The following is a 24,394-nucleotide window of genomic DNA, read 5'->3' as shown; positions in this document are numbered from 1 at the left end:
CCGTTCAGCGCTTGGTCGCAGCGAGTGATTTGTTGAAGCGGGTAACGACCTGGATCAGGCCCATGCAGATCCAGGTAATGGCGAAGGCGATAACGGCAAGAGCCGCAGGCTCATAGGCGCGGTTGGCGCCGATAAGCTGCAGGAACGGACCGAACGCGGGCCTGTTGAGCAGAGCCGCCATGGTAAATTCGCCGATGACGATCGCGAATGTCAGGAATGCGCCGGAGAGCACTGCCACGAGGACATTGGGAAGGATGATGTTCGCCATGATGGTGATGCGGCTCGCACCAAGGCTCTCGGCGGCTTCCGTCAAGGTTCTGATGTCGATGGAGCCCAGGCCCGTGTCCACCGCCCGGTACATGTAAGGCAGTGCCAGCATCGTATAACCGAAGGCGAGCAGGATATTCGTTCCCATGGCCGAACCGGTCAATGGCAGGATCGAGGCGGTGTTGTAGAGGCGGATATAGCCAAACACGACAACGATGGCCGGAATGACCAGCGGAAGCAGGGTGATGAATTCAAGAACGGGACGCCATGCCGGCAAGCGCAGACGCACCCAATATGCTGTCGGTACGACAAGAACGATACCGATGATGATCGTCACGATCGCCATGACGATCGAATAGCCGAACGTCTGCTGGAAACGCGGATCACTGAGGATCACCCAATAGGCATCGAGCGAATAGGCGCCGCGCCGCATGCGCAAGGAGAACTCAAGCGTGCCGAGCAGCGGTACGACAAAATAGATGATGCCGAAAGCGAGCGCGAGCCAGGACCAGATGCGGTTCGTTTTCATTTTAGCCACTTCTCGCTGCGGGCGCGCATCCAGATGTAGATTGCGTTGGAAACGCCGGTAATGACGATCATGCCGAAGGCAAGTGCATAGCCGAGGTGTGGATCCTGCAGCACATCACCGCGGATTTGCGCGAAGAGTACGATGGGGACGATGCTGAGAGACGATCCTGTCAGCGCGTAGGCTGTCGCGATGGCACCGAAGGAATTTGCAAAAAGCAGAAGGATTGTTCCAAGCAATGCCGGCCACAGGATCGGGAATGCGACCATGCGCCAATATTGCGGGCCGGTTGCGCCAAGAATGAGTGCAGCCTCTTTCCATTCCCGCTTGAGCCCGTCGAGCGCTGGCGTGATGATCAGGATCATCAAGGGAATCTGGAAGTAGAGATATGTGATCGTCAGGCCCCAGAAGCTCAGAAGATTGAAGCCGTGGGCGTAAAGGTTGAAGCCGAACACGTTGAACAGCAACGAGGTGACAAGGCCGGTTCGTCCTAGGGTTGCAAGGAAGGCAAAAGCCAAAGGAACGCCGGCAAAGTTTGATGCCACACCGGAAAACGTCATCAACGGCGAACGGATCCAAGCGGGAAGTCCACCCAGCGTGATTGCGGCCGCGATGCAAAAGCCAATCAATGCACCGAGCAGTGCCGAGGCGAGCGAAATCTTGATCGATATCCAGTAGGCCGCCATGATCGACGGCTGGAAGAGATTGGCGATGTTGGCGAGGGTGAGGTTACCCTCATTGTCTTGAAACGCACCGGCGATGAGATAGATCGTCGGCCATATCAAAAACAACACGGCGAAGATAATGAACGGCATGACGCCAAGCCAGTCGAGCGACATGCGTCTGCGCTCGGTTGCCGGGACGGGGACCGGAGGCAATGCGCCGGGTTCTGAAATCGCACTCATCGTTTTCGCTACCGCATTCTTGCGTAAGATATAGCTGCCGCCGGCAAACTGCCAGGCAATCAATCCGGAAGCGGCTTGTCACGTCAGGTCGTCAATTTTGTTGCGCGCAATGCGCCTCTGACAGAACCAGATCCCCGCGGCGAGTGCCACGGGGATCCGATCGATCAGGATTTACTTGACGTTGGCGCCAACAACCTTGTCCCAATCCTTGGTGATGACTTCCTTGGCGGCAGCCTGTTCATCGAGGGTCGGGAAGATCGCCTTTTCATAGGCAGCTGCAGGAGGCAGCTTGTCGAGCAGTTCCTTCGGGATCTTGTTGTTCTTGGCAAGATCGTTGAAGCGGATCGGGTGGCAATAACCCTTGAGCCAGGTCAGCTGACCTTCATCCGAGTAGAGATATTCCATCCAGAGCTTTGCTGCATTTGGATGCGGCGCAAAAGCACTGATTGCCTGAACGTACACACCGGCCACAACGCCGGACGCCGGTACCACAACCTCAACCGGAGGATTACCCTTCAGCGTGTCGCGGCCCGAAAGTGCGTTGTAATCCCAATTGATTATGATCGGGGTTGCACCCTGGGCAAGCGTACCGGACTTGCCAATGACCGGAACGAAATTACCGGCCTTGTTCATGTCGGCGAAGTACTTCAAGCCGGCAGTCCCGGCATCGGCACCTGCCTTGGCACCAGTTGATGCACCGGCAGCTGCAACGGCAAGAATGGCTTGGTTCGAAGCGCGGGGATCACCTGCGAGAGCAACGGTGTTTGCATATTCCGGCTTGAGCAGATCAGCCCAATCCTTCGGTACGTTCTTGACGATATCGGTGTTTACCTGGAACGACAGAACACCATAATAGTCGCCATACCAATGGCCGTCGGCATCCTTGACGTTGTCCGGGATCGAGTCCCAGGTCGATACCTTGTAAGGCATCGTCAGGCCGTCTTTCTTGGCCGATGGACCGAAAGCAAAGCCAACATCGATAACGTCAGGCGCCTGTGGGCCCTTGTTATCCTTGTTTGCCTTGATTGCTTCGATCTCGTCGCCCGAACCGGCATCCGGATTGAGTTCGTTTACCTCAAGGCCATACTTGGCCTTGAAACCAGCTACGACATCGCCGTAAGCGCACCAGTCATGTGGCAGCGCGATCGTTGTCAGTGAGCCTTCTTTCTTTGCAGCAGCAACCAGCTCGGCCGGTGCGTCCGCGAATGAAATTGTCGTGCCCGCGAACAGCACAGCTGTCGACAGCGCAAGCAAGCGTTTTGAGTAACCAACCATTTTGAAAACCCCTATTGAGCGATACGTCATTGGCTCTGTTTCGACGTTCAGCAACCCCGATATAGGTGTCTCGTGTCAGTTGGATGACAGACCCGTGACGTGCTGATGAACAGACTTTTCCTGAGCAGTAAGGGGAAGTGAACCACTTTTTTGGCGGCTTAGCAATTCAACCAAATGGTAAATCTGCACCGAGTGCGACGGTTGCAGCCATTGGCCCAATAACGACAAAAATAGAGCTGGTCGCGGCAGTCCGGCGGATTGCATCTGTCGTATTTTGCTGGCTGCGACATTGGTGTCTGGAAGAACGAACGTAGATGACTACGATAGAGATTAGGGGGCTAAGCGTTTCGGGCAGAATCTTGCAAAATGACTACGGCGCGCGGCGTCACATCCTTAGTGGCCGCCACCACCGCCTCCAGCTGGAGCACCCGGCTTGCGCATCATCACAGCGAAGACCGCGAGCGAAGCAAACAATATGGTCAGGATGTAGAAAACATCCATGAACGAGAGCAGCGATGCCTGCAGGTGAACCATGCCGGAAATCTTGGCAAGGGCCGTCGCACTGCCATCAAGCCCATGCGACGCGAAATTCTTGCTCATCGACGCCATCATGTCTTCCGCTTCCGGATTGCCCCAATGAACGCTTTCAGAAAGACGGGCATAGTGCATGGCGCCGCGATCCGTGAGGATCTGGTTGATCACAGCCAAGCCGACTGCACCGCCGAGATTGCGCATCAGGTTGAACAGGCCGGAGGCATTCTTCAGCCGGGCAGGAGGAAGGGTGCCGAGCGCAAGGTTGTTGATGGGTACCATGCACAGCATCAATGACACGCCGCGCAAGATTTGCGGGATAAGCAGTTCGTTAAAATCCCAGTCCGCCGTCAGATGGGTCATGGTCCAGGTGCCGGCGCCAAAGCCAAGGAAGCCGATCATGATCATGATGCGCGGATCCATGCGGCCGGACAGGAAGCCGGCTACCGGTGCTGTCAGGAACATGCAGAGACCGCTGACGAAGAGCGCTTCGCCGATCATCAGGGCATCGTAACCCCTGACCTGGCCGAGATAGACCGGATAGACGTATGTCAGTCCGTAAAGGCCAATGCCGAGCACGAAAGAAAACGCCGAACCAAACGCAAAGTTTAGGTTCTTGAACGCAAAGAGATCAACGATCGGCTGTTCCGCGGTGAAGGCACGGTAGAAGAAAGTGATACCGCCGATGACCATGACGATGGCGCAATAGTAAACAGCGGTGTCCTGCAGCCAGTCATTGCGCGGTCCTTCTTCGAGAACGTATTCGAGCGAGCCTAGAAAGGCTGCCATGGCGGCGAGACCCCACCAGTCGAACTTGTTGAGAAGCGAGCGGTCGCCCTTGTCGAAATCGATCAACTTCCATGCGGCGATCGCCACAATGATGCCGGGGATGACATTGACGAGAAAGAGCCAGTGCCAGGAGAAGGCGTTGCTCAGATAGCCGCCGACAGTCGGTCCGATTGTCGGGGCGAGCGTTGCCACGAGGCCGATCATCGGCGAGACGATCGAGCGTTTCGATGGCGGGAAGATCGTGAATGCCGCGGCGAAAACGCTCGGGATCATGCCGCCGCCGATGAAGCCTTGAATGGCGCGGTAGACAATCATCTGATCGATGTTCGTTGCCGTGGCACAAAGTACGCTGGCGGCAGTGAAACCAGCCGCCGAAACGGAAAAGAGGATGCGTGTCGAAACCAGTCGGCCGAGGAAGCCAGACAGGGGGATCATGATGACTTCGGCGATCAGATAGGATGTCTGAACCCACGAGATCTCATCGGAACTTGCGCTCAACCCTGCCTGGATCTCGGCGAGCGACGCCGAGACGATCTGGATGTCGAGAATGGCCATGAACATGCCGAACACCATTGCCAGAAAGGCAAAGGCCTTCTTCGGATCGATATGTTCGTCCGGAACAGCGGGTGCCCCGGGACCTCCGATTGTGGTGGCTTTCGACATGACCTTCGACCCGTCAGGAGTTCGGACTACAGCTTGGGTGTCGTGCGGGTATCAACATCGACAACCACGCTCAGGCCCGCCTGAAGCTTGCCACTTGCCAGGGCGTCGGCGGGCAGGGCGATACGAACCGGCACACGTTGCACGACTTTGGTGAAGTTACCCGTAGCGTTTTCGGGCGGAAGCAACGAGAAGACAGCGCCTGAAGCCGGGGCAATGGACGCGACAGTGCCTTCGAACTTGTCGCCGGACAGGGCATCGACCGTTACCTGAACTTTCTGGCCAACAACGATGTCGCGCAGCTGCGTCTCCTTATAGTTCGCGTCGATATAGAGCGCGTTCACAGGAACAAGTGCGGCTAGACGTTGGCCGGGGCTGACGAGGTCGCCTGTCTTGGCTGCCAGATTGCCGATAACCCCATCGACAGGCGCGCGGATAACGGTGAACCCGAGATCGCGCGCTGCCTTGTCCTTGGCGAGTTCAAGCGACCGAATGGAACCTTCGGCTTCCTTGTACTGCGCCTCGAGCACGCCGACATTTGCATCAGCGGCAGCAATCTGTGCATCGGCGGAGGCTATATTGGCCTTCGCCTGATCGAGAGCCGCTGTTGCATCATCGAGTTGCGACTGCGAGGCGAAGCTTGTTGCGTGGAGTTGCTTGGCGCGGACAGACCCAGCCTGCGCATTGGTCAAGACGGCTTGCGCGTTGAGCTTGCCGGCTTGTGCCTGCTGCAGCGAAGCTTTGGCGGCAACGATCTGCGCATTGATCCGATCGAGTGAGAGCTTTTCCGTCGCGATTTGGGCCTCAGCCTGCTCTTCGGCGATCGTATAGTCGCCATTATCCAGCGCTACCAGCGGATCGCCAGCTTTAACGCGTTGATTGGCAACCACATCGATCCTGTCGATATAGCCGGTGACTTTCGGTGCGATCGCCGTGATGTCACCCTGGATATATGCATCATCGGTTGAAATCATGAAGCGGCCTGTGGTCCAGTATTCATAGCCATACCAGCCGCCGGCGCCTATCGCCGCGACAATCAATGTGGGCAATACAAAGCGCTTGGCCGAGCGCTTGGGTTTGGCAGGTGCTTGGGCGGCAACTTCAGGCTGCGGTGCTTCTGTTACAGGAGCATCGGGCTTTGCTGGTGCTTCCGCTTTTGAAGCAGGAGCCGGGGCTGGAAACTGACGGATTTCAGCTTCATTCTTGGCGTTCGACGCGGACATGTGAGGCTCTTTCTAAAGATGTTCACTCTGGAAAGTGATAGAACCAATCGGTTCGATGATTGACATAGCGCAAATGAGAGCGCATAGCAAGTGGATCGAACCGGTTGGTTCGAAAAAGAATCCAAAATGAGGAAACGAGATTAAAATGTCATCTACGAAGGCGTCCCATTTGTCATCGATGGAGGCAGCTGCCTTGGAAGCGGTGATACGTGTCGACGAGCGGCAGGGCAGATTGGCAGCAGGCCAAGATCCGGCCAAGCGCCAGCAAATCCTGGAAGGCGCCGACCGCGTTTTCTCGCAGATGGGCTTCGATGCCGCGAGCATGAACGACATAACGCGTGAAGCCGGCGTGTCGAAGGGGACGATTTATGTCTATTTCGATAGCAAGGAAGAACTGTTCATGGAGCTCTGCTTTGCCTATCGCGACAAGCTGTTCAGCGGCATTTATTCTGCGCTGGAAGGCGACCATAACTTGCGTGACGCGCTTATTGCTTTTGGTACGGCATTGTCAGTCAAGGTCACGTCCGATGTTGTCATTCGGGCGCAACGGGTGGTTATCAGCGTTGCCGAACGCATGCCTTCGATGAGCCAGAGCTTTTATGAGAATGGTCCAAAGCGCGGACAGGCTTTGTTGAGGGCGTTTCTAGACAAACATGTTGCTGCGGGCGATCTCGATATTGAAGACACCGAACTTGCTACCTACCAGCTATCCGACCTGATGGTGACGGGTATGCTGAGACGCAGGCTGTTTGGATGCATGGATAATCCGCCATCGGAAGAGCAGATACGCAAGACCGTAACGTCTGGCGTAGACATGTTCCTTAAGGCCTACAAGAAACAGTAAACTCGTCAGGCCGTGCCACAATTGGCACAGACACCGCGGATTTCAATCGTCGTCTTTGATTGCTTGAAACCATTGCTGTTGGTCCATTCACGGACGCGGCCGGTGATTATATCATCCGAGAATTCCGAGACCTGGCCGCATTTTTCGCAGATGGCAAAGGCGATCATCCCGTGGCCGTGGCTATGGCTGTGAGGATGCGCACAGGCGACAAAAGCGTTGATGCTTTCGAGCCGGTGAATCATGCCGTAGTCGAGCAACTTGTCGAGGGCGCGATAGACCTGCAGCGGGGCGCGGAAGCCATCATTTCGCAATTGGTCGAGGATCGTATAGGCGCTGAGCGGCCCATCGGCGCGAGCCAACGCATTGAAAACCAGCGATTGGTTTTTTGTCAGCTCTTGCGTAGCAGTCATTGCCCGATAGGCTCCTCGTTGATCCATAACACATAGGAAAGATTTGTCTTTTCCGCCAGTGGATACATTAATTTTCCCAGTTTCTCCATTTCGCCATTGTTGACAAATGTAATAACATCACATATCGAAATGCTCAACTCCAAGATGCGACTGTCCGATGACCGAACCCTGCCTGACCTTTCACGATCTGACGCTTGGCTATCACAGGCATCCGGCCGTTCATCACTTAAGCGGCGGAGTTCGCCGTGGCTCGCTGACGGCGGTCGTCGGCTCCAATGGATCGGGCAAGTCGACGCTGATGAAGGGGATTGTCGGCGTTCTCAAGCCGATGTCAGGCTCGTGCGTTTTCGAAAAAAATGTGCGGATCGCCTACCTGCCGCAACAATCCGAACTCGACCGGTCTTTCCCGGCGCGCGTGATCGACCTTGTATCGCTCGGGCTTTGGCCGAAGCGTGGCCTGCTTGGCAGATTCACAGCGGAAGATCGCGAGAATGTCTCGAAGGCACTGATGAGTGTTGGATTGGCAGGCTTTGAAAAGCGCCCGGTTGACACGTTGTCCGGCGGGCAATTGCAGCGCGCTTTGTTTGCGCGGGTGCTGGTGCAGGATGCGGATCTCATTCTGCTCGATGAGCCATTCAACGCGATCGATGCCAAGACCGTCAGCGACCTGATCGATCTGATCAAGCGCTGGCACGGCGAGAACCGTACGATCATGGTCGTCGTGCACGATCTTGATCTCGTTCGCGAGCATTTCCCGGAAACGCTGCTGCTGGCGCGCAAGCCGATTGCCTGGGGAGCGTCACGCGAGACGCTCCGCCCCGACAACCTGTTACAGGCCAGGCAATTTCACGAAGCTTGGGAAGAGGGCGCGCCCTGGTGCGAGGATGATGCCGCCCACGGCCATGCTCACGATCACGCTCATCCGCATGTCCATCATCATGACGCCGACGATCATCACAATGGGCCCCAAACTTCACTGAAGAGGGGGGCGGCTTGACCATGTACGAGTATCTCATCGCGCCCTTTGTCGACTACAGCTTTATGCAACGCGCGCTTGTTGGTTCGCTGGCGCTGTCGCTCGGTTCCTGCCCGGTTGGCGTTTTCCTGATGCTGCGGCGAATGAGTTTGACCGGGGACGCGATGGCGCATGCCATCCTGCCGGGCGCGGCGGTGGGTTTTTTGCTTTACGGGCTGCAGATCGTGCCGATGACCATTGGCGGACTGGTCGCCGGTGTCATCGTCGCGCTTGGCGCGGGTGCGGTATCGCGCTTCACGATCCAGAAGGAAGATGCCTCCATGGCGGCCTTCTACCTGATATCGCTGGCGCTCGGCGTTTTAATCGTGTCGTTGCGCGGATCGAATGTCGATCTGATGCATGTGCTGTTCGGGACAGTACTCGCGCTCAACAATGAAGCGCTGAGCCTGATCGGCATGATCTCGGCGATCAGTGTTGTTACCTTCGCGATTTTCTGGCGCGGCCTTGTCGCGGAATGTCTCGACCCGTTGTTCCTGCGCTCGGTGAGCCGCATTGGCACGCCTGTGCACTTCATCTTTCTGGCGCTGGTGGTGATCAACCTCGTTGGCGGGTTCCAGGCACTCGGCACTTTGCTTGCCGTCGGGCTAATGATGCTCCCCGCGGCGGCAGCGCGTTTCTGGACGTCGCGGGTCGGGCCGATGTGCGCGCTGGCCATCGTCATCGGCTGCGTATCCTGCGTGGGCGGGCTGCTGATCTCCTACCACTATTCAGTGCCTTCCGGACCGGCAATCATCCTGTCCGCCGGGGCCATCTATCTCGGATCGATCCTCGTCGGGACACGCGGCATCGTCAACAGCCGGCTGCGCCCCTATCGCCACAGAACAGCTTAGCACAGAAGGAAAACGCTATGATGAAGGCCCTTAAACTCGCCACGGGATTGAACGTTATACTATTACTCGCCGCCAGTTATTCCCCGGCTTCGGCTGAAGCCTTGAAGGTTGTCTCCAGTTTCACGGTCATATCCGACTTTGCCAAAAATGTTGGCGGCGACAAGATTTCACTGACGACGCTGGTTGGGCCGGACGGCGACGCTCACGTCTATGAACCGAAGCCGTCCGATGCGGCAGCGGTGGCCGGGGCAGATGTGGTGCTGGTCAATGGCCTGCACTTCGAAGGGTTCCTGCCGCGTCTCGTGGAAGCGAGCGCCACAAAGGCTCCTATCGTCGAGTTGACCAAGGGCGTCGAGCCGATCAAGAGCGCCGAGGAGGATCATAATCACGGAGCCGGTGAAGCTTCGGCAACCGAGGAGCACGGCGCATACGACCCGCACGCCTTCCAGTCGATCCGCAATGCCAAGATCTATGTCCAGAATATCGTTGACGCCTTCTGCACGGCGGACGCAACCAACTGCGACACCTACAAGGCCAATGCGGCGGCTTATACAAAGAAGCTCGACGCCACGGAGGCGGAAGTAAAGGCAGCCATCGCCTCGATCCCGGAGTCGAAACGCCTGATTATCACGTCGCATGACGCATTCGGCTATTTCCAGCATGAATATGGCCTGAAATTCTTGGCTCCCGAGGGAATCTCGACTGACTCGGAAGCATCCGCTGCCGACATCGTTGCACTGATCAAACAGGTGAAGGAAGACAAGGCATCGGCAATCTTTGTTGAGAACATCACCAATCCGCGCCTGATCGAGCAGATCGCCAGCGAAACCAAGCTAAACGTCGGTGGCACGCTGTTCTCGGATGCACTTTCCAAGCCCGACGAAGGTGCAGCAACCTATATCGAGATGATGCACCACAATATCGCGACGTTCAAAAAGGCCATTCTCGGCAGCTAACCAATGCCCGGTGGCGGCCGATACCAAACCATCGGCCTTCACTCAACCTGGTCACATGCTAATGCGTTTTGCGACAGATCCTTTCAAATGCTATCGAACCCAACACCAACCGAACACGCACCCTCTGATGACGACCTTCTGGGTTACGGCAAAGGGATGGTCTTCCGGCAGCGCAATTCGGATCAGCCGAGATCGATCGCGTGGCCGCAGCAAATTCTGAAACTCCGCTGGCAGAGCGTCGGCGATCGGCAACACTTTTTCAACTGTTCCCGTCGCGTGCTCGCTCCCGCCGCTCACCTGAACCTTCATGCCTTTGGTGACAGGAAAAAGATACCCATCCGGCAAGTAAGCGATAGGCCTTCCCCCCGTTTATTTGCAGCATTTCATCACCCAGACGTACAACTTGACCGGGAACAGGAATTTTTGAACCCACAATACCTGTGACCGCCGCAGTTACCTTACCCTCTCCATAAATTGCTTTCATTTTGTGAACCGCGTCAGCTGCAACCTGTCGCGACGCTTCTACAACTCGGAGTTCGTTTGCGGTGACTTGCGACTCGGCCCGCAATTGGGCATAGCGCTCCGCGGCCTGGTAGTTGGCCGTCAAGGCCTCGTCTCTTCGGTTTGCAAGAACAAGGCCTCGCGTCGAGACCCGGTCAAGACGCAAAATAGCACTGTTGCTTTCATTTGCTGAACGCTCTGCCAGAGGTAAGAGTGCCGTATTCGTCGCCACCTTTCCCTGCAGCTCTCCCTCTCGCACCGCAAGTTCACTTGTCCGTACCGAAAGTTCTGCGATCTCCTTCACCATATCGAACGATGTGAGCTGGAGGAGCGGTGTTCCTTGGGTGACGCTATCGCCCTCGCTGACCAGCACTTTGTCGACGGTCGCCGGATAGCCGGCAGATACGATGTACCGCTGCGCCAGTACAATGCCGTCGGCTGACAGGATGAACATTCCGCCGACAAGATAGTTCGCAAGCGAAACGATCAACGCTCCGAGTATCAGGAGATAGATCGATCTGCTCAGGCGGCCGGACCCCTTTCTCTGTTGCCGATCGAGATTATCTATGCGAGGGCGTTTACGGATATACTTCATTTACTTAACCTCACCACGCACGCTCATGACGCACTTTTTCCGGCGTATAGTTGTCGCGATGAGACCCGCGAAAAAACCACTCATCGATATAAGCCAGCAAGCGTACCAACCGCATCCCGTACGACATGAAGATGGAGTAGCCAGGAACGAACAACAAATTACGCCAGAAATTGGCGCGGCCTGTTGTCCAGCAAGCCAGGGCAAGCATAAGCACATCCAGAACCAGCAACGCGATCTGCATCGCTATCAGAACCGGGATGGCGAGCGCGCCGAAGTTGATTGCTAGCCACGATATGTAGATTGGGAAGATGACGGCACCGGCAACACTGAATGCCAGAAAATCCCACTGGTGAAAAGCTTCCGCAGGTCTGAAGTTGCGGTCAAACGGATTGAGAAGGCGCCGGTGTTTACGGAAGCGGATCCATACTGCATCACGCTCCCAACGCAGCCGCTGCCTGATGTAGGCGTAAAAGGTCGTTGGTACGTCCGTGTAGCACACGGCATTCGGAACATATCCGATGTGCCAGCCCGCCCGGCGCAGCCGCAGCGTCACATCGAGGTCTTCTCCACCGCCGACGTCAAGCCCACCCACCTCATCGAGCGCGGTCCGGCGAAAAGCGCTGAACGCACCGGATGCACATGTTATTTGGCCAATCGCTGCGCTGAACCGCTTACCGACGGAAATAGACTCCAGATATTCGATCTCCTGAAACTGTGAAACAAGGCTCACATCGGCGTTGCGTGGCGCGATATCCCCGCATGCTGCTCCGACGCGCTTATCGGCAAAGGGTGCCAGGAGACGTTCAATCGCAAATCGGTCAAACGAACAATCGCAGTCAATATTAATGATGATGTCACCGCGTGCGATTTCGCATGCCAGATTAGTCCCGCTCGCCTTGCCACCCCGAACCCCTGTAGAAAGGATACAGGATCCCAGCCCTTTTCGAACCATCTCTCTGGCAACTTTGTTCATTCCGTCCGTTGAGCCGTCGCTGACTATAACGATCTCGAAATCCAAAAATGACTGTTCCATCAGGGAATTAACGCATGCGCCAATTGAATCGGCCTCGTTATGGCCGATAAGAACGATGCTCACGCTTGGAGATTGGGAATTGCGACGAGTGCCGTTGTCCTTCTGCATGTGTCGCAAACTCATCGCGGCTATTACAAACGGCACGAGGTATCTTGGAACATCGAATATCAGCGTGTACCAAAAGACGGTGACTAAACTCGAGCCCGTTTGCGCCAGAAGAAATGACAGGCCGAAATCAAGGTCGTTCACGACAGCGCTTTTTCGCGTGTGCCCCACAAAACCAGCAAAGTGGGGTTCAGTTTGTCGGATAGAACAGATTCGGAATGATGAAGTGCCTCCTGCAAGTAGGCCGTGAAACCTGCTTCGTCGCGCCCAAGAAAGAGGACGTACTCCCGCTCAAGAGACGAATGTACTGATGCGACATCTCCAAGAATGCCCTGAAGATTGTCTGCAAGTAGTTTCCGCATTGAAATGAAGTTGGCTTCACCTCGAGTTTTAAGCACTTGTTCGCGGCCACCATATTGCAGCTCAACCAGGAGGAAATCGGATGCCGCCCCGGTAGAGGAAGAAAGCAGCGTAATCTTCCTTTGGAGTTCTTCCGGAAGATAACGAAGTTGAGCAAGCGGAAATCGCTCTACGCTCGCAACATCGTTGGCAAGCAGAGTATTGGCCTGATCGGACAGGGAATAGGAAAACACGTCCGATACGCTCGCTGCATCCCCGCCGACATGCATTCCACAGTCCTGGCATAGAAAACCAATGATGGGCTCGGACGTGGTATTTTTGCACTGGGCGCACACCTGAATGCGGCCCGGCTTGTCATAGTCCTTGCCGTAATGGCGCAGTTGCTTGCTGCACTTGGGGCAAATGAGTGCCGATCCGCGACGGAAGGTCGCCTCGGGACTCAATTGCGCGCAGCTGTAGTGGTGTATCAGGTCCACTTCTGACAGCTGCGGCGACTGGCATGCCGGACATTCTTCTCTGACCGTCAATCGATGAGATTGGCATCCGGCACATTTATGGTACCTGTCGAAAAAACTGCGTTCGAGCCAGCCCTTATTGGCAAGGGCTTCGGCAACCATTGTCGCGGATGCTGTATTCGGAAAACCTTTGTATCCGAAATAGTACGGGGAATTCGGCTGCCTGACAGGGGTGAGATCTTCCCCGGAAACGAACAAATAAGCCATCATTCGCACGGCTGGAGAAGTAGGAGATAGAAATCTGCTCGACAACCGGCCTCGGCGCTCGCGGAATTTTCTGATGCAACTCGCGGTCTCCACCCATGATTTGGGATTCTTCAGGCTAAAATCGACATCGGCGGCCACGCTCGGCTTCCCGGAAACGTTCACAACCGGCACGAGAAACAGATCTCTTGCGCTGCGGAACTTTTCCAACCCGAATGATTGCCTTTCGTTAGTCAGTAAAACCGCATCGATGTCATCATTGTCGACGACCGAGAACACTTCGCGAAGGTAACGGGAGTGAGGGATGATCGTATCGGGATAGAATGCTATCTGAGGGGTGCGCAAGTTAAACTGACGCCATACTGATTGACATTGCTCGACTACGGGATGGCGATCTGTAAATGTCCGGTTATCAATCGGAGCAGTATTTTCTAGCAGTGATACATTGCTGTTTGACACGATACACCTTTTCAGACTCTGGTGAGCCGGAGACAAGTACAAATCTAAGTTACGAAAAGCGTTTATTCTCTGTTTGTTTTGGAACAGGATAAACGCCGCGCAAAAAGCGGTGTCAAGCAACTTGTGGGTGGGTTAATATATTTGTGGATCGGTCGTAGTACTTAAGGCGTAGCCGATTATCTGACTAGATATCTGGTGCGTTTTCCAAAGTCGGGCAGCAGCGTTATTTCACATGGCACATGGCAGGGACAGTTGGAGCTATCCGGGTACGCCACCAATAATATGCATGCCAGTGAGCCTTAGACTTCGGCTATAAGATCGGACGTAATTTCCTCGATGGAATTAACACCCAACAACGCCATATTCCGGTGCAACTCGGTCTTGAGAATATCGGCGGCCATCAGGACACCCGGCTGGCCACCAACTGCAGCAGCATACAGAAACGGTCGGCCGACAAAAATAAACTTTGCCCCGAGCGCGAGCGCCTTGATAATGTCCGTACCGCGGCGAATGCCGCCATCCAACATAACCACCGTTTCTGTGCCCACGTGATCAGCGATCGAGGGCAGAACTTTGAGCGGTGACAATGTCCCATCAAGTTGCCGACCTCCGTGGTTGGAGACAACGATGCCGTCCGCGCCGTGCCCAACTGCAATTGCCGCATCTTCTTCATGCATGATCCCCTTGATTATCAGCCTTCCGTGCCAACGATCGCGTATTCGCTGAAAGTGGCTCCAATTGAGGTGGTCGCGTTTTCCGAAGTCGCGCATGACATTGGCTGAAACGACAGGTGCTCCGCGGGTCGCGTACGAGTTCTCAAAATGTGGTATGCCATGAAAAAGCAGCGTTCGGGCGAATGTGCCGATACTCCGTGCTGGGTGAGAAATTCCGTGCCAGGCTAAGCGGGCATTCGGGCGGAGCGGCGTCGAAAATCCGGCCCGAATGTTGTTTTCCCGGTTGGCGAGGGCAGCGGTATCAACAGTCAATAGCAGAGTTTGATAGCCTGCGGCAGCGACCCGATCGACCAACGCATCGATTCTGTTTGGTTCGCCGGGAAGGTATGCCTGAAACCAGGATTGGGGCGCAGCTTTGGCCACCTCCTCAAGCCGGATCAGGGATGATCCGCTCATCACCATAGGTATGCCGGTTTCCGCCGCCGCGGTCGCGAGCACGAGATCGCCGCATAAGCCATGAGAGCACTGATGCCCATCGGGGCGATGCCAAAAGGTGCTGCGTTCCAAACAAGTTTGTCGCGGTCGTTCGCGCCGAGACGTCAGTCAGCACGCGCGGCCGAAATCCATACTTCTGAAACTCCTCGGCATTGTGGCGGAGAGAGGCATTTGTTTCACTGGCTCCAGCGATATAACCAAAAAGGGGCTTCGGCAGGTGTCGTTTCGCGCGGATTTCGTAAGCGGCAGCGCAAGGTTGACAGCACCTGGGTTAACAAATTTTCTGATTTGCCAGTAGCAAACGTAAGCGACGTGATGTCCCGCATGGCTGCTGGAGGCGCATCGCTACGCCCCTATTAGCGGGGTGCGCGGATGGTGGGCCCAGCGATCACCGTTAAATCCCGCCCGGGGGACAATCTGATGGTTCATAAGGCGCTGGATATCGCTGAGCCTGGCGACATCGTTGTCGTGGACGCGAGTGGAGATCTTACTAATGCGATCATCGGCGAATTGATGGTCGCGCACGCAATTCAACGCCGCCTTGGCGGCATCGTCATATTTGGAGCCATTCGCGATAGTGAGGAATTAAGCGCGGGTTCGTTCCCTGTCTTTGCTGCGGGAGTCACTCATCGCGGACCATACAAGGACGGCCGGGCGAGGTAAACGTTCCCATCGCCATTGGTGGTATGGTGATCCAACCCGGTGACCTTGTCTGCGGCGATGCCGACGGAATGACATCGGTGCCACTCGAGTCGGTCGAAGAAGTGTTCGCTGCAGCGACCAAAAAACATGCGGCGGAGACGCGTCAGATGGAAGCGATCAAGACGGGCGACAATGATCGTGCCTGGGTCGACGCTGGAACGCTTGGGATGCTTTGTCGAATGATTTGAACACACCCAGAATGCGCTGCAGCGCCGGCGGACAATGTTCGGATTCAAATCGACTGCGACTGCCGGATCATTGCTAATCTTGACGCGTTCGCCCGTTGGTGACACTAAAGTCTCGTCTGATGCAAATTCGTGGGGCGGCAGCATGTCGGATGGGGAAGTATAATGACGCTACCTGTCGGTCGGGCGCGCGTCAGGCTGCCAAGCACGCTGGATCTTGCTCTGTTAGCAATATTCTCGTCAGCAACCGCCTCCGTAGCTGCGGATAAGCCGGAGGCCACAACCGTCGAGGAGAATCCGGGCTGGATTGTAACCTTGGGTGCCGGAACCGAATACGGGCCGACGTTTGAGGGGTCGGGAGACAATGACTTTAGCTTTGTGCCGAATTTCGATATCCGCCGTGCCAACGAACCTGCAGGTTTGAGCGCGCCCGACGACAACATAGATTTCTCCTTGATAGAGCTTGGCGGCGTCGAGCTCGGGCCTGTCGCCAGTATCAGAGGCAACCGTTCGAAGTCTGACGTACCTGGTGTGCACGAAATCGACTGGAGCGTCGACGTTGGTGCCTTTGGACAGTATTGGCTTATCGACAACCGGCTGCGCGTAAGAGCCGAAGCCCGGCAGGGCGTTCAGAGCGATGACGGCTTTGTCGCGGATTTTGCGGTCGATTGGTTCCAGCCGTTTGGCGACAAGTTTCTGCTATCGGCAGGTCCCCGGGCCTCGTTCGCCGATGCGACGTACATGGAAAACAGTTTCGGCGTAAGTAGTGCCGAAGCGTTGGACAACGGTAGCCTGAGCGCATTCTCGCCGGACGCAGGGTTCAAATCCGTTGGCTTTGTTGTTGGTGCGACCTATCAGATCAATCCCAAAACGAGTTTGCTGGTCTACGATAAATTCGACAGGCTGGTCGGTGATGCTGCCGACAGCCCGATTGTTACCGACATTGGATCGCCAAACCAGAATACGATCGGCATTGTTCTGAGCCGTTCCTTCCATATCGGATTTTGATTCCGTGTCACGGTGCCGGGAAAAGCGCTTGAAGATTCCTCGCTGCATTTAGCTCGTCGTCACGAATGTAGTTCCTCGTTATGGGAACAGCAGTATTGCGCTTGGCTATCTGAATCTGGAATACGACAAGATCCTCATATCGGAACGCTGCCTCGGCTGCAGCCAGATAAAACTCCCACATCCGGCAGAACCGTTCGTCATAAAGCGCTTTCGCCGCCTCGCGCCTCGCCATGAAACGCTCGCGCCAGATTTTGAGCGTGGAGGCATAGTGGAGCCTCAGTACCTCCACATCGGTGACGATCAATCCGGCTTTTTCGATGTGCGGAACAATTTCGGAGAGCGAGGGAACATACCCACCCGGGAAAATATACTTGTTTAGCCACGGTGTGGTGAAGCCAGGCGTGGAGGAACAGCCGATCGTGTGGAGAACCATGACCCCATCGTCATCAAGCAGTCTTGCGCATGTTTTGAAGAATGTCGCGTATGACGCGGCGCCGACATGTTCGAACATGCCTACCGAAACAATTCTGTCGAACCGGCCTTTCAGGTGGCGATAGTCCTGCAGCTCGAATGAAACACGACCGTCCATCTGGTCCAACGATGATTGCGCATATGCAAGCTGTTCTTCGGACAGGGTTATTCCCACTACTGCACCCTTCGTCACCCTTGCACCGATATGCTGCGCAAGACCGCCCCAACCGCAGCCGATATCCAGAACCCGCTGATGCGGTTCGAGCAGGAGTTTGGCTGCCAGATGCCGCTTCTTCGCCAATTGTGCTTCTTCAAGCGACTGATCGGGGTGTTCGAAATAAGCGCAGGAATATTGGCGGTCCACGTCAAGAAACAGCTCGTAAAGCCGCTCGTCGAGATCATAGTGATGTGCGACGTTCCGCTTCGATCGGCCGGGCAAGTTGGGCTGCTTCAGCTTGCGGAACCTGGCGCGCAGAGCGTCCATGAAACGCGCTGGCCAAGGATGAGTGGTGTTCTGGGCTTCCCGCAACAGCAATGCGATGAAGTCATAGATGGAGCCCTCATCGACGACAAGACGGCCATCCATGAAAAGCTCACCAAGCCTCATATCTGCGTCGGCCAAAAAGGCCCATTGCGCCCGGCTATCGGTAAACCTCACCGATACCGCGGGCCCGCTCCCATCTCCGAATGACAATCTTTTGTTCCTGGCAGTCGTGACATTCAGGCGACCCGTGCTGACGATGCGAAGCAGCGCGGCATGCAATGCACGATCGCCAAGCGCCGATGGCGTTGTGTGTCTGCGGGAAGTGGAGTTTTGGAACTGAACCTGGGTCATCGTCTGGCTCGCATTGTCGTAACTGGAGGGAACTTGATTTCATGCGTGTTTTGCCGGGGGCTGCTGCGTCCGGAGGCTGTCCCGATCAGCCACACTCCGCCAAGTATGAGCGCGCTTCCAATCAACTGAAGTGCGGTGATCTGTTCCCGGAAATAAAGCCAGCTCGACAGGAGGACCAGCACGTAACTTAAAGCAGAAAGCGGAAACGCCTTGCTCAGATCAAGCTCTGACAGCACCTGCATCCAGATTAGGAAACAGGCGATTTCAACTGCAATGGCCGCAAGGAACCAGGGCGATGCGAGCGATCCGGAAAACCATCCACTGGTATGACCAGTCACCGCATCGGCAGCAAGCTTGATGAAAATCTGAAACAACGTGTTCAGCACCGGAATGGCGAACCAGGAAAGGCGCTGGCCGTTCATGAAGCGGCTCCCGGAGGCTCGTCCACGCCAAACATCGGCGATACAAGCCTCAGCAACCATTGGACGGCCCTGTTCCGGTGCTTGAAGTACATTGTGTTTGCGGTGAGCTTGCTGCCGAGCCGCAGTTTGTTTTCGTAATAGGCCTGGCCGCTCTGATAGCGGGCAATGCGGTGGTCGATGCAATAACGCAGATTGGCGAACCAGCTTAGATAATAAAGGTCGTAGGCACGCCCTTCCTCTCCGTCCATGCAGAAGAACTTGTCGATCAGCGTGCTTTCGTTGTGAACGAGAATGTTAGCCGCCAGCAGCTTGTCTTCTGCAAAATACAAGGTGCAGAATGACTTCCCGGACATACGGTCGAGGATGCCGGCAAAATATCCGGCGGTCAGAGCTTCGAACTGCCATTCACTCCGGCTTCGTGTCGCATTATAAAGAGCCAAGACGCGCGGCATGACGTCTGCCAGTTCGGTTCGTGTCTCGATCCGGATGCGATCAAACGATTTCAGTTTCCGGCGCATGTCCTTGCGGGTTCCAGGGGACAAGCGGCTCAGATAGCTTTCGATGGAGTGAAAATCGATATCAAGACAAGCTGTCGGAAGCCCGGGAATGGAGGCGAAACCCGATTGCGCGAATACCGGTGCAAACGCCGACGCACAAGGTTCAGGAATATCCTTTACGCCCCGCAGGGAACAACCTTCATCGTCCGCGTGCTTCTCGAACCCGGCAATAAGTCGTGCCAGCAAATCAGGCTGGCGTTCCGGCGGAACGTTGGCACAAAAGCCTGGCTTGCCAGTTTCCGTACAGGGGGAGCCAAGACACGCGAGCTTCAACGTGAGGATACCGGGAAGGAAGCCGCGCATCCGACGAATGAAGCGGCGTAGAGGTCCTGCTTCCAACGTCGTCTCAAGCTGGTAACTGGTAATGAACGCCGGCATCGCGGCGACTACGGTCCCGTTTTCAATTACCGTTACATAGCGCCAGGCGAAACCTTCGATCCCGGCTTCTTCGATTGCTAGAATGCAATCGAAATCTTCGACCTCATCTTCGAAGCAGGCGTTCCACGCTTGCTTGCCGACTTCCCGGATGGAATTCACAACGCGCGTTTGTATGAGCGGGTTGTCTTTCGCCGGTAACCTTGTCCCGCGGAGCGTCGATTCAGAGACGGTCTGAAACATGGCTCACTCCAAAATAATCGGCAGTAAGATCCGCGACCTGCCTGTGCTGCCGATCGAGATGGATCATGTGATAGCTGTCATTGATCCAGCGGAGCTCGTTCGGGGCCCCGATATGGTCACTGATATAGCGGGCATGGGCAGGGCTGCTGAGATCATCCTCCCTTGAATGCAGAATGAGCGTTGGCGTCATCATATGCGGCAGCTCGTGCTTGAGCGCTCTTCCAAGGCGATACATCTCGACCAGGCCTTTGCCAGGGAATTTCTCGATTACGCCCTCTTTGGTCATGTTTTCCATCATCCGGCGCATACGCTGGTCTTTGACGCCGAGTGCCGAAGTCTCGTTGAAATTCAGGCGATCCAAGAATGGGACATGAGCCAACCAGGTGATGTTGCGCGACAGCAGCGGGTAATAGAACGGCACATTCCAGCCGTCATAGAGGAAGCATGGAGAGTAAATCGCCACGGCCTTGAGCATTCCGGGCTGCTCGTGGGCAGCCAGAAGCGCCAGCTTGCCACCGACGCAGATGCCGGCAGCAAATATCTCGTTCGTATAGGCGGTCAACTGCTCCACGGCCTGCTCGACGCTTCCCAGCCAATCCTGCCAACGCGTGCCGCGCAACCTGCGGACATCGCCACCATGACCGGCGAGAAGCGGTGCATAGACCGTATAGCCCCGACGATTCAGTTGTCGCGCCACAAGCCGCATTTCCGTGGGTGCACCAGTCAGACCATGCACAAGAAGGACACCCTTACCGTTGGTGCCCTCCATGAAATATCCAAAAGGGTCAGCGATCTGCATTCGATATTTCCAACGCGCGGTTTTCCTTGGCCATGAATCCCAGCGCGTGACACGTGCTGATGACGTGGACACCAGCGTCTTCTTGCTGGTCCGCGATCTGTTCGTGGAAGGAGCGGAGTTTTGTCCAATGTGTGCGCGGACGATAATGATGCTCTGCGTGGTAACCGTTGCCGAACCACAGCCAGTTGTAGAAACGATTGTGGCTGCTAACGCCCCAGGCTATCGGTTCTTCCGGATCACCGTGAAGATGCTCGTAATAGCCGTTGAGCGACGACAGGCAATTGCCAAAATAGTAGAATGGCACGAAGAACAGGACAGCCCGCCAGTCATAGATCAAAGCCAGACCGACCACACCAAAGAACGCGTAAAGCTCGAAGCGGCCCCATTTCGCGTCGAACGGCCGAGTGCGGGCAACACCTCTGGGAATGTCGCCGATATCATCGCGAAAAAAGCTGAGGAACGTGTAGCTCCAAACGTTCTCCGGTTCGCCGTTTTTGCCGTGTCTGTAAATCGACAACCAATCGATTGTCTCACCCTTTTCATTCGGCTTGTCGCTGTTACCGGAATGATGGCGCATATGAATCCAGTGATAGTAGGTCTGCGAAAAACCGATCGTGATAGATTCCAGCAGACTGAAGGCATAGTTCAGCGGGCGAGCGGCAAAATAGGGCGTGTGAATGAAATTGTGGGAGATGCTGTTGATATTCCACGAGATCGAGACAGCATAAACGCAGCCCAGAATAACGGACAACCACAACGGGCGACCGTGAAATCCGGCGATGAGGTAGACATTGAAGAGTAGGTGAGCGACTGCCGCGATAACGGGAGCGGCATCCCATTTGGTGTGTTTGAAGAGTTTCATAGTCCTGTTGCTCCAACACACGTCACGCCGGCCGTGATGAGAAGAACTCCGGCCGCGTGACGCAGATTGACGTGTTCCTTGAAAAAGCAGGCTCCGGCGACAACGATGACGACATAGCTCAGCGCCATCATTGGAAAGGCGATAGACAGCGGCACGTGTTCGAGCACCATCATCCATGCGAACAGTTCCACCGCCCAAAAGACAATTCCCACCCAGGTGGCGGGTTTCACCAATGCCTGGCGAAGCGTCGAAGCGTGCGCGGCCTGTTTGAAGCAGACCTCACGCGCCATTTCCGCAAGAATGCAAAAACTGATCAGCGCCAGCATTGGCAGGGTCAAAGTGCCGCTCATGACATGGCCTGCGCAAGAATTTCGAGAAGGGCGTGATTGCCTGCGGAGTTGATGTTGGTCGCAAGACGCGCATCCGAGGGCCGTCGGGGCTGATCCAGCAGGATCTCGCCGTGCTTCATCAGCATTGTCCATAACCCGCCGCCATAGGCGGGAAACGAGTAGTCGCCGGTGACATCTGCACCGACGATGCGGTGTCGGCAGCCTATCTCACTTATCAAAGTCAGAAGATATGGCAGCCTCATGCTGCCTTGATCCCAATTCGTGATCGCATCAGTGTGAGCCAGCACATCCTTGTCGATCGTCAGATAGACGGCTTCGGTCTCAATCCGTGACAAGAGGTGATCGACGAAATTTTGCTCACCAATAGCGGCAATGGTGTTCCAGCTGAGCGAGCCGGAATCTTGCTGGTAGCTCGACCCCGACCCATATTCCTTTTTGACCCTGCTCGGTGGATGATCGTAGGGATAGAGCTCAAGCTTGCCTTTTTTGAGCAGCGAAAGATTTGCTCCCTTCCGTTCAGGCTTCTTCAGGTCATCGCTGCATACGCCGACAGTGATGACCTTGCGAACGTGGGAATGTTCCAATGCCCTGTTGACCCATGAACCGCAATGGATGCCATCCTTGAAATGAACCCAATCGGGATGGTTGTCGAAATGGATTACCGTGGCCGGCTTTCCATCCTTTTCGAGGGCAACGTCGAGCAGCAGCGCCGTGACGTGATGAAAATCACCCGACCCCATGAAACACAGGTGCGCATCCTTTCTCCGCAGCATCCTGCGCGCGAGCTTGGTCCGAACGGCATGCAGATCAGGGTTTTTGCCCCAAAGCCTGATCGCCCGCCCTTCATTCTCAGCCTGTAACTCGTACGCGCCAGCGTTCAGGCAGGCGCGAATGAAGTCGGGCTGCAATTCAAGCGCATCATCGAGATGGAGGAGCAGGAGTTGCATCAGCCTATCGTTTCGAAACTCTGATAAAAAGCTGATCCAGCAGCGTCAGGGCAAGATCTATCTCTTCGCGGCTGATCAGGAGGTTGGGGGCAAGGGTGATGACATTCTTGTGGTAACCGCCAACATCCAGCACGAGACCGTACATGTTCGTGCCGACACTTAGATCACCCTTCATCCCCTCGTCGCAAAGCCAGTCCATCGTCGACTTGTCCGGGGTGAACCCATCCTCAGTGCATATTTCGACGCGCAAGGCCAGGCCCAGGCCATCCACATCGCCGATGATCCGGTGGCGTTTCTGCAGTTCCTTCAGTCCGTCGAGAAAGTAAGCGCCTTTCTCGATGATGACCGCACCGAAATCCTCTTCCTTGAGCATTTTCATGGTTTCCAGTGCTACGGCGGTTCCCATCGGGTTGCTGGCGAACGTAGAATGCGTTGAACCTGGAGGGAAAATACCTGGGTTGATTATTTCTTCCTTCGCCCAGACGCCCGAAAGCGGATTGAGACCATTGGTGATTGCCTTGCCGAAGACGAGGATGTCCGGGCTGACACCGAAATGTTCGATCGACCACATCTTGCCCGTCCGGTAGACGCCCATCTGGATTTCATCGACGACAAGCAGGATCCCATGCTGATCGAGCACCTGCTTCAGTTCCTTGAAGAAGTTCATGGGAGGAATGACATAGCCGCCAGTGCCCTGGATGGGTTCAACATAGAAGGCGGCAAACTCCGCCTTGCCCGCCTTGGGATCCCAGACGCCGTTATATTCGCTCTCGAACAGGCGGGCGAACTTCTGCACGCATTGGTGGCCGTATTCTTCTTTGCTCATGCCTTTCGGGCCACGGAAATGATAGGGAAATTCAATAAACTGCGCGCGCTCGCCGAAGTGCCCGTAACGACGACGGTAGCGATAGCTCGACGTGATCGCCGAGGCGCCAAGCGTGCGCCCATGATATCCACCCTCGAAGGCAAACATCAGGCTCTTTCCGCCTGAGTAGTTGCGCACGAGCTTCAGCGAATCCTCGATGGCCTGCGAGCCGCCGACATTGAAATGAACCCGTCCTTTCGTGCCGAATTTCCGCTCTGCGTCTTGAGCAATCATGGCCGCTAGTTCGACCTTTTCCCTGTGCAGATATTGCGATGCCACCTGGGGCAGGGTGTCCAGCTGCCGGTGTGCGGCGGCGTTCAGGCGCTCGTTGCGGTAGCCAAAATTAACCGCCGAATACCACATCTGCAGATCGAGGAACGGCGTACCCTTGCTGTCGTAAAGGTACGAGCCTTCGCACGATTCGAAAAAGCTCGGCTCCTGGGCGTAATGGACCGTATCGCCGTGAGAACAATAGGTTTCCTCAAGCAGACGCAATTCGAGTTCCGAGTTCGGCAGCGGAGATACGAGCTCGGGCTGCTTCAGGATAAAATTTGTGTTCATTCAGGTTCTCGCTTGTTGG

General features: G+C 55.7%; 22 protein-coding genes and 2 pseudogenes. 6 read left to right on the top strand and 18 right to left on the bottom strand.

From position 1 onward, the window contains the following. Nucleotides 1–4: 4 nt before the first annotated feature. The 5 genes from PHA01_RS20525 to PHA01_RS20505 all read right to left on the bottom strand — a co-directional run bounded on the left by PHA01_RS20525 (nt 5) and on the right by PHA01_RS20505 (nt 6,176). Nucleotides 5–796 (bottom strand): ABC transporter permease, encoded by a 792-nt coding sequence (locus tag PHA01_RS20525; protein WP_224513884.1) that lies wholly within the window; start codon nt 794–796, stop codon nt 5–7. Further along, the gene (locus PHA01_RS20520; protein ID WP_271898205.1) at nt 793–1,698 is read right to left on the bottom strand and encodes an ABC transporter permease; all 906 of its coding nucleotides are present in this window, start codon (nt 1,696–1,698) and stop codon (nt 793–795) included. The genes PHA01_RS20525 and PHA01_RS20520 overlap by 4 nt, the downstream gene beginning before the upstream one ends. Nucleotides 1,699–1,869: 171 nt before the next feature. Then, a complete protein-coding gene (locus PHA01_RS20515; protein ID WP_271898204.1) occupies nt 1,870–2,973 on the bottom strand; it encodes an ABC transporter substrate-binding protein in 1,104 nt (367 codons plus the stop codon). A gap of 393 nt (nt 2,974–3,366) precedes the next feature. After that, a complete protein-coding gene (locus PHA01_RS20510; protein WP_271898203.1) occupies nt 3,367–4,956 on the bottom strand; it encodes a DHA2 family efflux MFS transporter permease subunit in 1,590 nt (529 codons plus the stop codon). A 26-nt stretch (nt 4,957–4,982) separates the two neighbouring features. Continuing rightward, entirely contained in the window at nt 4,983–6,176 is a 1,194-nt protein-coding gene (locus tag PHA01_RS20505; protein WP_271898202.1) for an HlyD family secretion protein, read from the bottom strand. A gap of 145 nt (nt 6,177–6,321) precedes the next feature. Here PHA01_RS20505 and PHA01_RS20500 point away from each other — a divergent pair, with 145 nt between their 5' ends. Beyond that, nucleotides 6,322–7,020, top strand: coding sequence for a TetR/AcrR family transcriptional regulator (locus PHA01_RS20500; RefSeq protein ID WP_271898201.1), 699 nt, complete (start codon nt 6,322–6,324; stop codon nt 7,018–7,020). Nucleotides 7,021–7,025: 5 nt separating this feature from the next. Here PHA01_RS20500 and PHA01_RS20495 read toward each other — a convergent pair whose 3' ends face one another. Continuing rightward, entirely contained in the window at nt 7,026–7,430 is a 405-nt protein-coding gene (locus tag PHA01_RS20495) for a Fur family transcriptional regulator (protein WP_271898200.1), read from the bottom strand. A 157-nt stretch (nt 7,431–7,587) separates the two neighbouring features. Between PHA01_RS20495 and aztA the strand changes: the two genes are divergently transcribed. From aztA to aztC, 3 genes are read left to right on the top strand one after another with little or no spacing between them, the layout of a single operon-like run. After that, complete coding sequence (gene aztA / locus PHA01_RS20490; RefSeq protein WP_271898199.1) at nt 7,588–8,427, top strand: zinc ABC transporter ATP-binding protein AztA; 840 nt, start codon at nt 7,588–7,590, stop codon at nt 8,425–8,427. Between the two features lie 2 nt (nt 8,428–8,429). Further along, nucleotides 8,430–9,296 carry a zinc ABC transporter permease AztB gene (gene aztB, locus PHA01_RS20485; RefSeq protein WP_271898303.1) on the top strand — a complete coding sequence of 289 codons (867 nt, stop codon included), beginning with the start codon at nt 8,430–8,432 and terminating at the stop codon, nt 9,294–9,296. Between the two features lie 17 nt (nt 9,297–9,313). Then, nucleotides 9,314–10,252 carry a zinc ABC transporter substrate-binding protein AztC gene (aztC, locus tag PHA01_RS20480; RefSeq protein ID WP_271898198.1) on the top strand — a complete coding sequence of 313 codons (939 nt, stop codon included), beginning with the start codon at nt 9,314–9,316 and terminating at the stop codon, nt 10,250–10,252. A gap of 259 nt (nt 10,253–10,511) precedes the next feature. On the opposite strand, the gene PHA01_RS20475 is transcribed toward aztC, so the two are convergent. From PHA01_RS20475 to PHA01_RS20460, 4 genes and pseudogenes are all read right to left on the bottom strand, one after another. Beyond that, complete coding sequence (locus PHA01_RS20475; RefSeq protein ID WP_271898197.1) at nt 10,512–11,243, bottom strand: HlyD family secretion protein; 732 nt, start codon at nt 11,241–11,243, stop codon at nt 10,512–10,514. 115 nt (nt 11,244–11,358) lie between these two features. Then, nucleotides 11,359–12,630 (bottom strand): glycosyltransferase family 2 protein, encoded by a 1,272-nt coding sequence (locus PHA01_RS20470; protein WP_271898196.1) that lies wholly within the window; start codon nt 12,628–12,630, stop codon nt 11,359–11,361. Next, on the bottom strand, nt 12,627–14,024 hold the full coding sequence (locus tag PHA01_RS20465) for a TackOD1 domain-containing metal-binding protein (protein WP_271898195.1): 1,398 nt from the start codon (nt 14,022–14,024) through the stop codon (nt 12,627–12,629). The genes PHA01_RS20470 and PHA01_RS20465 overlap by 4 nt, the downstream gene beginning before the upstream one ends. A gap of 299 nt (nt 14,025–14,323) precedes the next feature. Then, nucleotides 14,324–15,428: pseudogene (locus PHA01_RS20460) on the bottom strand (alpha-hydroxy acid oxidase). Here PHA01_RS20460 and PHA01_RS20455 point away from each other — a divergent pair. Continuing rightward, nucleotides 15,365–16,083: pseudogene (locus PHA01_RS20455) on the top strand (RraA family protein). The pseudogenes PHA01_RS20460 and PHA01_RS20455 sit on opposite strands and share 64 nt — an antisense overlap. A 162-nt stretch (nt 16,084–16,245) precedes the next feature. Then, nucleotides 16,246–17,088 (top strand): MipA/OmpV family protein, encoded by an 843-nt coding sequence (locus PHA01_RS20450; RefSeq protein ID WP_271898194.1) that lies wholly within the window; start codon nt 16,246–16,248, stop codon nt 17,086–17,088. A 7-nt stretch (nt 17,089–17,095) separates the two neighbouring features. Here the strand turns inward: PHA01_RS20450 and PHA01_RS20445 are convergent, their stop codons facing one another. From PHA01_RS20445 to PHA01_RS20410, 8 genes are read right to left on the bottom strand one after another with little or no spacing between them, the layout of a single operon-like run. Next, nucleotides 17,096–18,394 carry a cyclopropane-fatty-acyl-phospholipid synthase family protein gene (locus PHA01_RS20445; protein WP_334312044.1) on the bottom strand — a complete coding sequence of 433 codons (1,299 nt, stop codon included), beginning with the start codon at nt 18,392–18,394 and terminating at the stop codon, nt 17,096–17,098. Next, complete coding sequence (locus PHA01_RS20440; RefSeq protein ID WP_271898193.1) at nt 18,391–18,816, bottom strand: EamA family transporter; 426 nt, start codon at nt 18,814–18,816, stop codon at nt 18,391–18,393. The genes PHA01_RS20445 and PHA01_RS20440 overlap by 4 nt, the downstream gene beginning before the upstream one ends. Continuing rightward, the gene (locus tag PHA01_RS20435; RefSeq protein ID WP_271898192.1) at nt 18,813–19,991 is read right to left on the bottom strand and encodes a peptidogalycan biosysnthesis protein; all 1,179 of its coding nucleotides are present in this window, start codon (nt 19,989–19,991) and stop codon (nt 18,813–18,815) included. Before PHA01_RS20435 ends, PHA01_RS20440 begins: the two co-directional genes overlap by 4 nt. Continuing rightward, nucleotides 19,972–20,790 (bottom strand): alpha/beta hydrolase, encoded by an 819-nt coding sequence (locus PHA01_RS20430; protein ID WP_271898191.1) that lies wholly within the window; start codon nt 20,788–20,790, stop codon nt 19,972–19,974. The genes PHA01_RS20435 and PHA01_RS20430 overlap by 20 nt, the downstream gene beginning before the upstream one ends. After that, nucleotides 20,777–21,652 (bottom strand): fatty acid desaturase family protein, encoded by an 876-nt coding sequence (locus tag PHA01_RS20425; protein ID WP_271898190.1) that lies wholly within the window; start codon nt 21,650–21,652, stop codon nt 20,777–20,779. The genes PHA01_RS20430 and PHA01_RS20425 overlap by 14 nt, the downstream gene beginning before the upstream one ends. Then, complete coding sequence (locus PHA01_RS20420) at nt 21,649–22,002, bottom strand: DMT family transporter (protein WP_262291572.1); 354 nt, start codon at nt 22,000–22,002, stop codon at nt 21,649–21,651. The genes PHA01_RS20425 and PHA01_RS20420 overlap by 4 nt, the downstream gene beginning before the upstream one ends. Beyond that, the gene (locus PHA01_RS20415) at nt 21,999–22,949 is read right to left on the bottom strand and encodes an arginase family protein (protein ID WP_271898189.1); all 951 of its coding nucleotides are present in this window, start codon (nt 22,947–22,949) and stop codon (nt 21,999–22,001) included. The genes PHA01_RS20420 and PHA01_RS20415 overlap by 4 nt, the downstream gene beginning before the upstream one ends. Before the next feature lie 4 nt (nt 22,950–22,953). Next, entirely contained in the window at nt 22,954–24,375 is a 1,422-nt protein-coding gene (locus tag PHA01_RS20410) for an aspartate aminotransferase family protein (RefSeq protein WP_271898188.1), read from the bottom strand. Between the last annotated feature and the right edge of the window lie 19 nt (nt 24,376–24,394).

The sequence above is a fragment of the Candidatus Phyllobacterium onerii genome, assembly GCF_028331445.1.
Lineage (GTDB): Bacteria > Pseudomonadota > Alphaproteobacteria > Rhizobiales > Rhizobiaceae > Phyllobacterium > Phyllobacterium onerii.
This window is presented reverse-complemented; position numbering and strand designations above follow the sequence as displayed.

Excerpts from the sequence above, each read along its gene's own strand:
- PHA01_RS20525 (WP_224513884.1), bottom strand. The coding sequence starts at position 796 with ATGAAAACGAACCGCATCTGGTCCTGGCTCGCGCTCGCTTTCGGCATC.
- PHA01_RS20520 (WP_271898205.1), bottom strand. The coding sequence starts at position 1,698 with ATGAGTGCGATTTCAGAACCCGGCGCATTGCCTCCGGTCCCCGTCCCG.
- PHA01_RS20515 (WP_271898204.1), bottom strand. The coding sequence starts at position 2,973 with ATGGTTGGTTACTCAAAACGCTTGCTTGCGCTGTCGACAGCTGTGCTG.
- PHA01_RS20510 (WP_271898203.1), bottom strand. The coding sequence starts at position 4,956 with ATGTCGAAAGCCACCACAATCGGAGGTCCCGGGGCACCCGCTGTTCCG.
- PHA01_RS20505 (WP_271898202.1), bottom strand. The coding sequence starts at position 6,176 with ATGTCCGCGTCGAACGCCAAGAATGAAGCTGAAATCCGTCAGTTTCCA.
- PHA01_RS20500 (WP_271898201.1), top strand. The coding sequence starts at position 6,322 with ATGTCATCTACGAAGGCGTCCCATTTGTCATCGATGGAGGCAGCTGCC.
- PHA01_RS20495 (WP_271898200.1), bottom strand. The coding sequence starts at position 7,430 with ATGACTGCTACGCAAGAGCTGACAAAAAACCAATCGCTGGTTTTCAAT.
- aztA (WP_271898199.1), top strand. The coding sequence starts at position 7,588 with ATGACCGAACCCTGCCTGACCTTTCACGATCTGACGCTTGGCTATCAC.
- aztB (WP_271898303.1), top strand. The coding sequence starts at position 8,430 with ATGTACGAGTATCTCATCGCGCCCTTTGTCGACTACAGCTTTATGCAA.
- aztC (WP_271898198.1), top strand. The coding sequence starts at position 9,314 with ATGATGAAGGCCCTTAAACTCGCCACGGGATTGAACGTTATACTATTA.
- PHA01_RS20450 (WP_271898194.1), top strand. The coding sequence starts at position 16,246 with ATGACGCTACCTGTCGGTCGGGCGCGCGTCAGGCTGCCAAGCACGCTG.
- PHA01_RS20445 (WP_334312044.1), bottom strand. The coding sequence starts at position 18,394 with ATGACCCAGGTTCAGTTCCAAAACTCCACTTCCCGCAGACACACAACG.
- PHA01_RS20440 (WP_271898193.1), bottom strand. The coding sequence starts at position 18,816 with ATGAACGGCCAGCGCCTTTCCTGGTTCGCCATTCCGGTGCTGAACACG.
- PHA01_RS20435 (WP_271898192.1), bottom strand. The coding sequence starts at position 19,991 with ATGTTTCAGACCGTCTCTGAATCGACGCTCCGCGGGACAAGGTTACCG.
- PHA01_RS20430 (WP_271898191.1), bottom strand. The coding sequence starts at position 20,790 with ATGCAGATCGCTGACCCTTTTGGATATTTCATGGAGGGCACCAACGGT.
- PHA01_RS20425 (WP_271898190.1), bottom strand. The coding sequence starts at position 21,652 with ATGAAACTCTTCAAACACACCAAATGGGATGCCGCTCCCGTTATCGCG.
- PHA01_RS20420 (WP_262291572.1), bottom strand. The coding sequence starts at position 22,002 with ATGAGCGGCACTTTGACCCTGCCAATGCTGGCGCTGATCAGTTTTTGC.
- PHA01_RS20415 (WP_271898189.1), bottom strand. The coding sequence starts at position 22,949 with ATGCAACTCCTGCTCCTCCATCTCGATGATGCGCTTGAATTGCAGCCC.
- PHA01_RS20410 (WP_271898188.1), bottom strand. The coding sequence starts at position 24,375 with ATGAACACAAATTTTATCCTGAAGCAGCCCGAGCTCGTATCTCCGCTG.